Origin of the sequence: Christiangramia flava JLT2011, from assembly GCF_001951155.1 — a bacterium.
GTDB lineage: Bacteria > Bacteroidota > Bacteroidia > Flavobacteriales > Flavobacteriaceae > Christiangramia > Christiangramia flava.
On the sequence record NZ_CP016359.1, the window covers coordinates 2,982,681 to 2,996,086 of the forward strand.

Annotated in this window: 13 protein-coding genes; 1 reads left to right on the forward strand and 12 read right to left on the reverse strand. The window is 41.5% G+C overall.

Annotated elements, in window-relative coordinates:
- Nucleotide 1 precedes the first annotated feature (1 nt).
- From lepB to udk, 11 genes are all read right to left on the reverse strand, one after another.
- On the reverse strand, nucleotides 2-1,567 hold the full coding sequence (gene lepB / locus GRFL_RS13120) for a signal peptidase I (protein ID WP_083645058.1): 1,566 nt from the start codon (nucleotides 1,565-1,567) through the stop codon (nucleotides 2-4).
- 51 nt (nucleotides 1,568-1,618) lie between these two features.
- Nucleotides 1,619-2,332: a 4-hydroxy-tetrahydrodipicolinate reductase gene (gene dapB, locus GRFL_RS13125; RefSeq protein WP_083645059.1), complete on the reverse strand. Its 714-nt coding sequence runs from the start codon at nucleotides 2,330-2,332 to the stop codon at nucleotides 1,619-1,621.
- A 1-nt stretch (nucleotide 2,333) separates the two neighbouring features.
- The gene (locus tag GRFL_RS13130) at nucleotides 2,334-2,927 is read right to left on the reverse strand and encodes a DUF5683 domain-containing protein (RefSeq protein ID WP_083645060.1); all 594 of its coding nucleotides are present in this window, start codon (nucleotides 2,925-2,927) and stop codon (nucleotides 2,334-2,336) included.
- Nucleotides 2,917-3,819 (reverse strand): ParB/RepB/Spo0J family partition protein, encoded by a 903-nt coding sequence (locus tag GRFL_RS13135; protein ID WP_083645061.1) that lies wholly within the window; start codon nucleotides 3,817-3,819, stop codon nucleotides 2,917-2,919. Before GRFL_RS13135 ends, GRFL_RS13130 begins: the two co-directional genes overlap by 11 nt.
- Nucleotides 3,820-3,821: 2 nt before the next feature.
- Complete coding sequence (locus tag GRFL_RS13140) at nucleotides 3,822-4,586, reverse strand: ParA family protein (RefSeq protein ID WP_083645062.1); 765 nt, start codon at nucleotides 4,584-4,586, stop codon at nucleotides 3,822-3,824.
- 98 nt (nucleotides 4,587-4,684) lie between these two features.
- A complete protein-coding gene (locus GRFL_RS13145) occupies nucleotides 4,685-5,845 on the reverse strand; it encodes an OmpW family outer membrane protein (RefSeq protein WP_083645063.1) in 1,161 nt (386 codons plus the stop codon).
- 42 nt (nucleotides 5,846-5,887) lie between these two features.
- Nucleotides 5,888-6,766 carry an SDR family oxidoreductase gene (locus tag GRFL_RS13150; RefSeq protein ID WP_083645064.1) on the reverse strand — a complete coding sequence of 293 codons (879 nt, stop codon included), beginning with the start codon at nucleotides 6,764-6,766 and terminating at the stop codon, nucleotides 5,888-5,890.
- A 2-nt stretch (nucleotides 6,767-6,768) separates the two neighbouring features.
- Nucleotides 6,769-8,898, reverse strand: coding sequence for a methylmalonyl-CoA mutase (gene scpA, locus GRFL_RS13155; protein ID WP_083646134.1), 2,130 nt, complete (start codon nucleotides 8,896-8,898; stop codon nucleotides 6,769-6,771).
- A complete protein-coding gene (locus GRFL_RS13160; RefSeq protein WP_083645065.1) occupies nucleotides 8,891-10,273 on the reverse strand; it encodes a methylmalonyl-CoA mutase subunit beta in 1,383 nt (460 codons plus the stop codon). Before GRFL_RS13160 ends, scpA begins: the two co-directional genes overlap by 8 nt.
- 24 nt (nucleotides 10,274-10,297) lie before the next feature.
- Nucleotides 10,298-10,612: an FtsB family cell division protein gene (locus GRFL_RS13165; protein WP_083645066.1), complete on the reverse strand. Its 315-nt coding sequence runs from the start codon at nucleotides 10,610-10,612 to the stop codon at nucleotides 10,298-10,300.
- Nucleotides 10,613-10,631: 19 nt separating this feature from the next.
- Complete coding sequence (gene udk, locus GRFL_RS13170; RefSeq protein ID WP_257787363.1) at nucleotides 10,632-11,303, reverse strand: uridine kinase; 672 nt, start codon at nucleotides 11,301-11,303, stop codon at nucleotides 10,632-10,634.
- A gap of 51 nt (nucleotides 11,304-11,354) precedes the next feature.
- Here udk and GRFL_RS13175 point away from each other — a divergent pair, with 51 nt between their 5' ends.
- On the forward strand, nucleotides 11,355-12,497 hold the full coding sequence (locus tag GRFL_RS13175; protein ID WP_083645067.1) for a glycosyltransferase family 4 protein: 1,143 nt from the start codon (nucleotides 11,355-11,357) through the stop codon (nucleotides 12,495-12,497).
- Here the strand turns inward: GRFL_RS13175 and GRFL_RS13180 are convergent.
- The gene (locus GRFL_RS13180) at nucleotides 12,466-13,326 is read right to left on the reverse strand and encodes a hypothetical protein (protein ID WP_139839258.1); all 861 of its coding nucleotides are present in this window, start codon (nucleotides 13,324-13,326) and stop codon (nucleotides 12,466-12,468) included. The genes GRFL_RS13175 and GRFL_RS13180 overlap by 32 nt on opposite strands.
- Between the last annotated feature and the right edge of the window lie 80 nt (nucleotides 13,327-13,406).

Below are 13,406 nucleotides of genomic sequence, written 5' to 3' on the forward strand. Positions count from 1 at the left end.
TTTAACTTTCTTCCCTGCGTTTCTTGAAGAATTTCCAGCCGAAATAAATGACCACCAGGATTAAAAAGTATGGCAGGAAGGATGTTGGTTCTCCATCGCCTTTAACCGTAGTAAAAACACGATCCCATCGAATTTTATTAAACCCTGAGGCATTAGAATCCCAGCTTAACCAGATAAAGACTGGTTTTCCTACAACATGGTTTTCAGGAACATATCCCCAGCTTCGACTATCTTCAGAATTATGACGATTATCTCCCATCATCCAGTAATAATTCTGTTTAAAAGTATATTCTGAACTTGGTTTGCCATTAATGAGCACCTGAGTCCCGTTAAGGCTGATCTTTTGTTCTTGACCCATTTCCCGGCCCTCATAGACCTCAATGATCCTGCGATAGAACGGCATGCTTTCAGGCGTTAGCTGCACGGTCTCTCCTTTTTCAGGAATATGGATGGGCCCGAAATTGTCGTTGCTCCATTTCAGTTTTCCATTATTCGGAAACAACCCATTGTTTCGTACTCCGCCCGGGCCGATATACCTTTCGATACTGGCCACATTAGGATGGTTCTTGAAACGCTCGTAAGCTTCTTCAGTTAGCGTGATGGTAAAACGATTGCTACTTTGGTCGTAACCGTAACCATCTGTAATACCATACATCTCGTATAAAGCCCGTGGATTGAAGGGCTGACCTTTGGTTTGACCAATATACAGGTACTGCGGTTTAGCTCTTTCAGGTAACTGCAGTCTTTCGTTATTGATGTAGACATAGCCGTCTTTTACCGCGAGGGAATCACCGGGTAGCCCAACAGCGCGCTTGACATAATTCGATTTTTTGTCTACTGGCTTGACGTAGTGATTGCTGGAGCGGTCAAAGAATTTGCTCACTGTATCAACCGGCCAGTTGAAAACCACGATATCGTTACGCTCAATATTTTCAAAACCTGGAAACCTGAAATAAGGGATTTGTGGTTTGTTCAGGTAAGATTTGATTCCCAGTACCGGGATGGTATCGTGCACCATTGGAAAGGCTACAGCGGTTTCCGGAACACGTGCACCGTAGTGAAATTTACTTACAAAGAGGAAGTCTCCTACCAGCAAGGTTTTTTCCAGGGATGAAGTTGGAATGGTAAATGGCTGCATGAAATAGGTGTGAACGATGGTTGCGGCGATCACTGCAAATAGAATCGAACTGATCCATTCTCCCATTTCTGTACGAGGTTTCAGGTCTCGATCTACAATATATGGATCGCTGGTCGCATAGTTCACGTAATAGATATAGAACCCCAGCGTTAATACCACAGCCCAGGTTTCTGCAACAGAATTTCTTCCGAAGCTTCTGATGGTCTCTACCCAGATCACCGGGATAATGATCAGGTTCACGATTGGGATGAACATCAGGATCACCCACCACCATGGCCTGTTGATGATCTTCATCAGGATCACTGCGTTATAAACGGGTACGGCCGCTTCCCAGGCCTTTCTTCCGGCTCTTTGATACAATTTCCAGGTTCCCAGGAAGTGAACGACCTGCAGGATCAGGAAAAAGAAAAACCATTCAGTTAAAGTCATTTTAAATCTTTATGCTATTAGGTGGTTAAAAAACCAATTTGTTACAATTTTCTAGAAAAGGCTCGCCAGGACATCACGCATCGTGAAAACCCCTGAGCGGCCTTTTAAATATTCAGCAGCGATGACGGCTCCCAGAGCAAACCCCTGGCGTGACTTTGCGGTGTGAGTGATCTCAATACTGTCAATATCAGATTCGTAGCTCACCGTATGGGTGCCTGGAACATTCTCGATTCGTTTGGCATGAATCGGGATTTCATCGCTATCTGCGTCATTCAGTTGCCAGCCTTTTTTATTAGGGTTTTCCTCAATGATCTGCTGCGCCAGGCTAATGGCCGTACCACTCGGAGCGTCCAGTTTCTGAGTATGATGGATTTCCTCAATTTCTACGGAATATTCCTCGAGACCTTTCATCATAGCTGCCAGTTTCTTGTTCAGTTCAAAAAAGACATTCACTCCTAAACTGAAGTTGGAGGCGTAGATAAATGCAGAATTATTTTCTTCGCAGATATTTTTAGCTTTTTCATACTGGTCTAGCCATCCCGTGGTACCCGATACCACCGGAATGTTATTTTTAAAACAGGTAGTGATATTTTTAAACGCAGCTTTCGGAATACTAAAATCGATAGCCACATCTGGCTGAAATTCGCCGAGGTTATAACTTTCAATATCATCATTAACCCGAAGCACTACTTCGTGACCCCGGCTCTGGGCGATCTCTTCAATGGTTTTTCCCATTTTTCCGTATCCAAGAAGCGCTATTCTCATATTAAAAATTGAGGTTTAAAGTGAGTCCGTAATTCGTTTTTCCGGAGAGTTGATCGTAATCCAGTTTTGGTCGAAAAGAGAGGTTTTCATCCACGTTGAACTGTCGTAAATGAGCTTCCACGTTTGCATCGATAATATTCAGTACGTACACCCCAAGAGTGACCAGAATAGAAATTTCCTTGTTCTTCTGGTACAGTTCCTGCGCGCGGCGAAGTCCTGCTGTACTGATCCGATCTTTGTATTCATCATCTTTCCCAGCCAGTCTTGCCTTGTAGGCATTCCGGTATTTGTCGTATTCTTTGTCGTTTTGCAGGTAAAAATATACACCGGTGCCAATTCCTGCGTAAGCGATGGGGATTTTCCAGTAACTGCCGTTGTACGCCTGCCCAAGTCCTGGCAAAATAGCACTATAAAAGGCTGCTTTTGAAGGTGCCAACGCGTTATAGGGCTCGTAATCTTTTTCTTTTTCTTCTGCTTTTTTCGTTGCCTTTTTCAGGTCTTCATTTTGCACAACGGCAACAGAGTCCTGCTGGGCAAAGCCGGTTTGGCCGCACAGCAGCACCAGGAACAGCAGCAAAAAAAGACTATTCTTCACCCTTAATGAGTTTTTGTAACCTGATGAAATCTTCTTCTGAAGAAAATGGAATGGTTAATTTTCCGCTGCCTTTTTTGGTCACTTTTACATCGACCTTGGTTCCAAGGTATTGCGAAAATTCCTTGATCCCTTTTTTATAGGTCTGGGAAACGCTCGTTTTTGCTTCAGATTTTGAAGCCTGACCGGGATTATTGAGTTCTCTTACTAGTTTTTCGGTTTCTCTTACAGAAAGAGATTTCTGAAGGATCTTTTCATAGATCTCCAGTTGTTTTTGTGGATCGTCAATATTGATCAGGGTCCTACCATGGCCCATGCTCAAAAAGCCATCTCGCATTCCAGTCTGGATGATCGGGTCCAGTTTTAACAGCCGAAGATAATTGGCAATTGTAGACCGATTTTTTCCAATTCGCTCACTCAGTTGCTCCTGGGTTAACTGAATTTCATCAATAAGCCTTTGATAAGAAAGGGCAATTTCAATTGGGTCAAGATCCTGTCGCTGAATATTTTCAACCAGAGCCATTTCCAGAGATTCCTGGTCATTGGCTATGCGGATATAGGCCGGAATGGTTTCCAGTCCAACCAGTTTGGAAGCACGAAAACGGCGTTCTCCTGAAACCAGCTGGTATTTTCCGAAATCCAGTTTCCGAACGGTGATTGGCTGGATCACTCCCAGTTCTTTTATGGAAGATGCCAGTTCTTTCAGGGAATCTTCGTTAAAGCTGGTCCTTGGCTGGAACGGGTTCACTTCAATAGAACTCAAGTCGAGCTCTACGATATGGCCCACCAACTTATCGGCGTTCTTATCTTCAGCAGATTTTATATCATTATCAGGATCTTTCAGAAGGGCCGAAAGACCTCTTCCTAAAGCCTGCTTTTTCGTCGCTTTCGCCATTGCTAAGAATTTTTCTTAATAATTTCATGTGCCAGACTCAGGTAATTGCTGGCTCCTTTGCTCGCCGCATCGTAATTAATGATGCTTTCCCCGTAACTGGGGGCTTCACTTAAACGCACATTTCGCTGAATGATTGTTTCAAAAACCATTTCATCAAAGTGCTTTTTAACTTCTTCCACAACCTGGTTGGAGAGTCGTAGCCTGGAATCATACATCGTGAGCAGCAGCCCCTCGATATCCAGCTTGTTATTGTGAATTTTTTGAACGCTTTTAATGGTATTCAGCAATTTGCCAAGACCTTCTAAAGCAAAATATTCACACTGGATAGGAATAATCACAGAATCTGCCGCAGTAAGGGCGTTCAGGGTTAAAAGTCCCAGCGAGGGGGCACAATCGATCAGGATAAAATCATATTGATCTTTCAGGGGCTCAATAACCTTACGAAGCATTGATTCCCGGTTTTCCTGGTCCACGAGTTCAATTTCGATCGCCACAAGATCAATATGAGCCGGAATGATGTCGAGATTAGGCGAACTGGTTTGCTGAATGGCTTCTTCAGCCTTGATGGAATGTTCCAGCAGCTGGTAGGTTCCATTTTCAACCTCTTCCACGTCAATTCCCAGTCCCGAAGTAGCATTAGCCTGCGGATCGGCATCTATTAACAGAATTTTCTTTTCCAGGACACCAAGGGAAGCAGCCAGGTTGACCGAAGTCGTGGTCTTTCCCACACCGCCCTTTTGGTTAGCAATAGCAATGATTTTACCCATTAAAAGTTTCGAGTTTTTGAAAGGTAAAAATACAATTTATTATAGGTTTAGAAAATGAATTTGCTAACAGCTTAGCGGTTTCTTTTAACTATTTATTATTATAACTGGTAGAAATAGCCTATTTGTACAGCAGCTCCCTTTGCCTGAAAATAGTTATGCCCATCATCAAGATTATATGTTTTTGCTAATAAAATAAGCCCTGAATTTTTAGATATCAGGTAATCAATACCCAATTGAGGGCCGAAAGCTAAATTCATGGAAGAATTAAACTGCAAGTCAAGATCAACATAAGGAGCTGAATTTCCATTCTCGGCCACTTTTTTCATGCGCTCATCCCTTGAGTTTAAAATAAATGACTTATTTACATACATTCCCAAAAACGGATTTATTTTAGATGTGGCAGGAAGAAAATGATATCGAACGGCAAAGTCTAAGCCAATCATCGGGTATTCTATGACTACCTTATCATAATTCTGATAAGGATAAACGGTTTCTCCTCCCTTTTTCGAGTAATTTATACCCAGTAATACGTTTATTTTTGATTTTAAAGCAGTTGGCACATAGGCGATTTCAATTCCCGCTTCCGGTCCTGTTTGGGAATCAAAAGTATCTATCGATTCAAATGCTGAGTGAATCGTGGTGAAATTGACACCCCCTAGAAGCGCAAAGCGTAATTTTGAATTTTCTGAAATTTCGTCAGCAACATAACCTTGTTGCTTTTTACATTCATTATAAGAAATAAAGACAGCGGAAAGACTTCTATTGGACAAACTGGTATGACCTAGTTTTTCAGGTTTACAATCTCCAAATAATATGGAAAGTGTTCCTAAATATTTTTTTGTCTGATTATTATAGGTTTTTCCGGAAGAATTTGCTTTTGTACTGGTTTGTACAAGCTCCTGCATTCCATATGAAGGATGTTCCGCGATATAATGAGGCTTTCGATATTTGTCTTTGAAAAAATATAAGTTGGAATAACCTCCAACCAATAATTTCATTAAGTAAATTTGATCTTCAAAGGATTTTGATTTTAAAATGAACTTTCTGGAATTAGATACTACACTATCTAATTGAGACGCAACTATTGATTGGGTGTTTCCATTTTCATCTGCATATTTTAAATTTTGATAATTTGAAATTTGTTCAAACTTCACGGAAGCCGGAATGTTTTTTCCATTTTTCTGATAAATAATGGCATTAGATTGAGCATGTAGAGTAAAGCTGAAAACTACAGCTGCAAAAAAGATAAATTTTTTCATTAATGATTGAATAGGATTAAGTTAATGGAAATGTAGGGCCTTTTAAGATTTTTTTTGTCTGATCATCTGTTCCAGCATATCCCACATTTCTTTCGGGATTTGCTCCAATAAATTAAACTGTCCGGCACCTTTGAGCCATTCCCCACCATCAATAGTAATCACTTCCCCATTGACGTATGCTGAAAAGTCGGAAACAAGGTAAGCGGCAAGATTGGCCAGTTCCTGATGCTCCCCAACTCTTTTTAGCGGCACTTTTTTGGCAAGATCGAATTTTTCTTTCAGGTCTCCGGGCAGTAATCTGTCCCAAGCGCCTTTGGTAGGGAAGGGGCCAGGAGCGATAGCATTGGAGCGAATACCATATTTTGCCCATTCTACCGCCAATGACCTGGTCATCGCCAGTACCCCGGCCTTGGCAGTAGCACTTGGAACTACATATGCGGAACCGGTCCAGGCATAGGTTGTGACGATATTTAGAATATTCTTGTTTTCCTGTTTTTCATCGATCCAATGTTTACCGAAGGCCAGTGTACAGTTCTTACTTCCTTTCAGTACAATGTCGATGATCGTATCGAATGCATTGGCGCTCAGTCTTTCAGTAGGAGAAATAAAATTTCCAGCGGCGTTATTCAGTAAAATATCTACCTGTCCAAATTCCTTTACGACCGCGTCTCGCATGGCTTCCACTTCCTGGTAGTTTCGGACGTCACATTGAACGGGGAAACAGGTGCCGCCGGTTTCAGTTGCCAGTTCTTCTGCGGTATTCTTAAGTTTTTCCAGGTTTCTTGAGGTGATCGCCACTTTCGCACCCAGTTCCAGGAAATATTTAGTCATGGCTTTTCCCAGGCCGCTTCCGCCGCCGGTTACCACTATATTTTTACCTTTTAGCGCATCGTCGCGCAACATTTTATCTGTATAGCTCATAATTATTCTTCATCGATTAAGATTTCTAATAACTGGATTGCAGCATCACTGATTTTCGTTCCTGGTCCAAATACGGCCACTGCACCAGCATCAAAAAGATACTGATAATCCTGTGAAGGGATGACCCCACCAACGATCACCATAATATCCTCGCGTTCGCGCTTTTTCAATTCTTCGATTACCTGAGGGACCAGTGTCTTGTGGCCGGCAGCCAGTGAAGATACGCCAAGGATATGTACATCGTTTTCTACTGCCTGTTGCGCAGCTTCTGCCGGAGTTTGGAACAGAGGGCCAATATCTACATCAAAACCAAGATCGGCATAACCGGTGGCGACCACCTTGGCTCCACGGTCGTGCCCGTCCTGTCCCATTTTAGCGATCATGATACGCGGGCGGCGACCTTCTATTTCAGCAAAACGATTCGCCATTTCACGCGCCTGGTTAAAGGATGTATTGTCTTTCATTTCTTTGGAATAAACTCCGCTGAAGGTTTGAACTTTTGCTTTATAGCGCCCAAATTCCTTTTCGAGCGCATCGCTGATCTCTCCAAGAGTGGCTCTTTCTCTTGCCGCCTCGACAGCCAGCGACAGTAAGTTAGCATTTTTCTCTTTGGCGGCAAGCGTGAGCTTGGTCAAAGCCTGTTGTACTTTTGTTTCATTTCTTTCGGCCCTGATTTTCTCCAGTCTTTCTATTTGCTGATTTCGAACGGTCTGGTTATCTACTTCCAGGGTCACGAGTTCATCCTCTTTTTCCAGGCGATATTTGTTCACGCCAACGATGATGTCGCTGCCAGAGTCAATTCGGGCCTGTTTCCGGGCGGCAGCTTCTTCAATTCGCATCTTCGGAATACCGGCTTCGATCGCTTTGGTCATTCCTCCAAGTTCTTCTACTTCTTCAATAAGTTTCCAGGCCTTTTCGGCGATATCTGCGGTTAATTTTTCCACATAATAACTACCGGCCCAGGGATCGACCGTTTTAGTGATATTCGTCTCCTGCTGAAGATATAACTGGGTATTTCTGGCTATTCTTGCTGAAAAATCGGTGGGTAAAGCGATTGCTTCATCTAGCGCGTTCGTGTGCAGACTTTGAGTGCCGCCGAAAGCCGCCGCAGCCGCCTCAATACAGGTTCGGGCAACATTATTAAATGGGTCCTGCTCCGTAAGGCTCCATCCACTGGTTTGTGAATGGGTTCGCAAGGATAACGATTTTGGATTTTTAGGATGGAATTGTTTAACCAGTTTGGCCCAGAGCATTCTTCCCGCTCGCATTTTCGCGATCTCCATAAAATGGTTCATTCCAATTGCCCAAAAGAAAGACAGGCGCGGGGCAAAACTATCAATATCCATTCCTGCTTCCAGGCCTTTCCGAATGTATTCGAGTCCGTCGGCCAGGGTATAGGCCAGCTCAATATCACAGGTGGCACCGGCTTCCTGCATATGGTAGCCCGAGATACTGATACTGTTGAATTTCGGCATCTTTTCAGAAGTGTATTGAAAAATATCTGAAATGATCTGCATCGACGGGGCAGGAGGGTAGATGTAGGTATTTCGCACCATGAATTCCTTCAGAATATCGTTCTGGATGGTTCCTGAAAGTTTTTCCGGGGAAACACCCTGTTCTTCCGCAGCAACGATATAAAAGGCCATAATTGGCAAAACGGCACCATTCATGGTCATGGAAACCGACATTTTATCCAGCGGAATCTGATCAAAAAGAATTTTCATGTCTTCTACGGAATCGATAGCCACTCCGGCTTTTCCCACATCTCCCACCACTCGCTCATGGTCGCTGTCATAACCGCGGTGTGTAGGAAGGTCAAAAGCCACGCTCAGTCCTTTCTGGCCTGCTGCAAGGTTCCTGCGATAAAAAGCGTTGCTTTCTTCTGCAGTGGAAAAACCCGCGTACTGCCTGATCGTCCAGGGGCGACTCACGTACATCGTGCTGTAGGGTCCACGCAGATAGGGAGGGATCCCAGCAGCAAACTGAAGGTGATCGACCGTTTCCAGGTCAGCTTTACTATATTTTGACTGGATCGTAATTTCCTCGGGAGTATCAAAAGTCTGAGAATTTAGTTCCCCGGCTTTATCTTTTGAATACTGAAGTTTCAGATCCTGAACGTTCTTTCTAGTCATCATTTCCAGGTTTTTCAGATTCGTTTTCCAGGCGTTTCTGCTCGTATTCTTCACTCAGGCGTCGTTCAAGAACGGGTTCGATCAGGGTTTTGCGAGGTTTCCTTTTCAGAAATGGGAATAATTCTAAATCGTCTTTCATGCGATCCTGTGGATTTTCGTGTTTGTTCGTTCCAATAAGCACCAAATCCCCGGTATTAAAGCGTTCCTGTTCTTCCGCAGCGCTTTGTTTTATTTTTTTCTGAATGATCCCGTCCTTCAGTTGTTGCAGGATACCGCCTGCGTTTTCCACGTTTTTAAATATGTCCAGCGCCAGATCAGCCAGTTGCCGAGTGAGGGTTTCAATATAATAACTGCCATCTGCAACATTTCCTACTTTTCCAAAGTAGGCTTCGTGGCGCATCACCAGTAACTGATTTCTGGCAATACGATCGCCAAATTCATTGTCTTTGTGGTAAAGCGCGTCGTACGGAAGATTGCAGATACTATCGGCACCGCCCAAGATAGCACTCATACTTTCGGTGGTCGTGCGAAGCAGGTTCACATTATAATCATACAGCGTTTTGTTGCGTTTGCCCGGTTCAGCGATAATATGGCAATCTTCGGGCAGGCCGAATTCTTTAGCCAGGCTTCGGTGCAGCCATCGCAGCGCACGAATTTTGGCAATTTCCTGGAAATAATCTGAACCGATAGCCAGCTGGTAGCTGACCTTTAGTTGCGGTTCTTCGGGAAAACGATTGGCATATTCTGAAAAATGGCCTAAAGCATAGGCTAACTGCTGCGGAATAGTTGCGCCGGCATTGTGATACAGTCCCGCATTGATGCTCAGAACTGATTTAAAGTTCCTGGTATGCTGAAGAATTTCTTGCAGCATTTCAAAATCTGAATGGATATTATGAAAGAAATTCCCGGTTCTTGCCAGTTTACCTACGACGTCCAGCAGTAAATACGCTGATGGTTGTGTTTCCGAAAACGATTTCAGTTTTTGGCAAAAATCGGGATCCAGGAAAAGTGGTTGAAGATACCAGGTAACATTATTTGATAACTTCGGAAGCAGTTCTTCCAAAACAATATCGACTTCAGGAAAAATGAGCCAGATCGCGTTACTGCCTTTTTCAATTTTATATTGTGCCTTGCGCAGTGCTTCCGCAGGGGAGGTAACATAGATCTTTTCGCAAATATTCCAGTTCGCGGCATTTTCGATTTGTGGCAAATCTGAAACATCTTCCGCAGTATAAAAAGGTTTGATATCGATCCCGGCCGAAGTGTGGGTAATGAGTTGCTCGTTATAATCGGCGCCTTTGAGATCGTATTGTATTTTTTGTTTCCATTGTTTCGCAGAAACTTCTTCAAATTCCTGAAATAACAATTCTTTCATGCAGTTGGTTTTAGGTGAACGAAGTTAGTCTACGGTGTCGTACTCGATAATGTAGATGTCTTCATTTTCTCTTTTCATGTAGTATTTCTGCCGGGCAAATTTTTCCAGTTCTACAGAATCGTTGAGATTCTTGATAATGGATTTATCGTTGGCAATTTCAGTTTGAAAAAACTCCTTATTGTCTTTCAGCTCGTTGATCTCCTGGTCGAGTTCGTGATGAATGAACCAGGAATTGGTGTCAAGAAAGATCATCCAGACGGCAAAGACCAGGCTGATCAGCACATATTTATTGCTGAAGAACCTAAACCATGCTTTTTTACGGAGTTGGCTGAATTTCATTTGCCTCTAAGATACAAATTTAGGATAAGCGATCTTTGATAATTGTTTGAACGATATCAACAGCTACCGTATTGTATCGATTGGTAGGAATGATAATATCTGCAAACTCTTTCGTGGGTTCGATGAATTGCTGGTGCATGGGTTTAAGGGTGGTTTGGTATCGCCAGAGCACTTCTTCGAGGTCACGGCCTCGTTCGGCAATATCGCGTTTGAGTCGGCGAATGAGCCTTTCATCACTATCGGCATGCACGTAGATCTTGATATCGAACAATTCCCGAATTTCAGGATGCGTAAGGATCAAAATTCCTTCCACGATAACCACTTTCCGTGGATGGATGGTGATCGTTTCGCCGGTACGGTTGTGATCTTTAAAGGAGTAGACCGGTTGCTGAATGTCTTCGCCATTCTTCAGTTGCTGAAGGTGCTCGCCCAGCAGGTCAAAATCTATCGATTTTGGATGGTCAAAATTGATCTTTTTTCGCTCGTCAAAGCTCAGGTGTGAGGTATCACTGTAATAGGAATCCTGCGAGATTACATCAACTTCCTCATTTTTAAGTTCTTCGATAATCTGATTGACCACGGTGGTTTTACCGCTTCCGGTACCACCGGCGATTCCTATAATGAGCATATTCTTAAAATTTTTGCAAAGGTAATTATTAGTTTTAAAATTAGAATTTTTCAAAATACGCATTTTTGTGAAAAACTCATTTAGATTCGATATTTTTGAAATAGAAAGCGATCTATGAGAATACTTTTTTACGCCCATTCTTCCACACTTTACGGTGCGAACCGATCTCTCATAGAACTTATCGCTGGTTTACAGGAATTGTATCCAGGGGAAATTGAACCTCATTTGATCATTCCTTCTGAAGGGCCTATTATTTCAGAACTGGAAAAGCAACAGATTCCCTATTCTGTAATCCCTCATTTTAACTGGATCTATTTTTCGGAACATGGAGAGCGCTGGGAATATTCCAAATTCCTTCACGGACTTTGGAGGGCGAAAAACAAATACCTGAAAAAGCTCAAAAATCGTATTTATTTCTCAAGACATTTGAAGTTCGCTAAAGACTATGATCCAGATATTCTCTATGTGAATTCTTCGCTGAACCCTATGGGGCTTTATGTAGGGGAGAAACTGCAAAAGAAAATCGTGTGGCACCATCGGGAGACGGTTGAAGAGCCAGCTTATGGATATTATTTGGAAAGCTTTTCTGAGTTTAAAAGGTATTTAAATTCAGTTTCAATGAATATTTATATTTCCAAATTTTTAAAGAAGCTGTATTTTGAACAATTTGGGTCTCATAAATCAGAGGTGATTTACAACTATATAGATGAAAGAGACTTCAACATACAAGAGAAAAATTTCGTCTCGGGAAAAGTTCGTTTTGGGATGGTAGGCAGAATAAACAAGCAGAAGGGGCAGGAGGAAATTGTGGAGTTATTTAACGAGCCTGAAATTAGAAATCAAAATATTGAACTGCATTTGTTTGGATATGGTGATCAAAAATTGTTGAATGATGTAATTCACGGAACCGAAAATGTTATTTACCACGGCTTTGTTGAGAAAAACAACCTTTATAATCAGTTTGATGTTCTTATAGCCAATTCTACTAATGAGGCTTTTGGACGTAATGTAGTTGAGGCATTATTGAATGGCATCCCAGTATTGGCAAAGAATTCTGGAGCATTTGAGGAAATATTGAATGAAATTAATTATGGAAGATTGTATGATTCCAAAGAAAAATTGAAGAGTTTAATTCCGGAAGCAAGAGTTTTTATAAGTAAACCGACCAATGATTTTTCTACCAACTCTTCTTTTTGTTTTATTCAAAAATTTTCATTATTAAAATTTAAAAAGATTTTGGATTATCAATTATTTTAGAAATAAAAGTTTTGAGATTTGAGCTAGCTTTTTTTGCACCGATAGGATTCAAATGATTGGCATTGTAGAAAAGATCAGCTTCAAATCCTGAATTATCTTCATCATTAAAAAAATATAAGTTCTCATATTCTTCCATCAAATTCTTTACAAGGCTATCACGCTCATAAACGAGATTTGTGTCCCTCATTTCGTTATAAAGAAAATGAGTTGGTGAGCTATACAGTACGACTTTTATATTTCTTTCTTTGCAACTTCTAATTATTTTTTTTAGATATCTAGCATTATTATGTATGGCTTTTGAATTGTGTTCATTTTCAATGTGAATTTCACTTTTATTGATTTTCCCAATGTTATAATTAGCGGCTTGGTAAGCACCATAAAATCTCGTTGTATCATATCCGAATTTGTTGAGGTTGGAATAATTTCCATCTCTGAAGTAATTCTGAATCCTAGAAGAAAAATAATCTTGATTAGAATGAAAAAGCAAATAATCTTGAGGCATTGTTGCTCTACCAAAAGTATTTACATTGTAAAAGGCTAAATTTAGATGATTGACTATCGGGCTGGTATACTCTTTAGGGGTGTTCGGTGCGTTAAAAGGCATTCCCAAAACAACTATTTTAAGTTTTGGTAGTTTTGGAGCGAAATATTTAAATAAGCAAAAATTGGGATATATTCCTTGACTGGAAGCTGCTAAATTAATGGAATTGAAATCGAGAAATTCTGGATTTATAGCTCTTTCTGTTTGACTTGCACCTAATATGAGGATTTCCAGGTTATTTTTATTTTTTTCTAAATATTCATTTTTTGTTTTAGGTTCGTAATCCAAAGAATGTAGAAAAATTTCAAGCCCGACATATATGATCAATAGTGGCAAACAGAAATAAAAGAGATTTTTTATTGATTTTT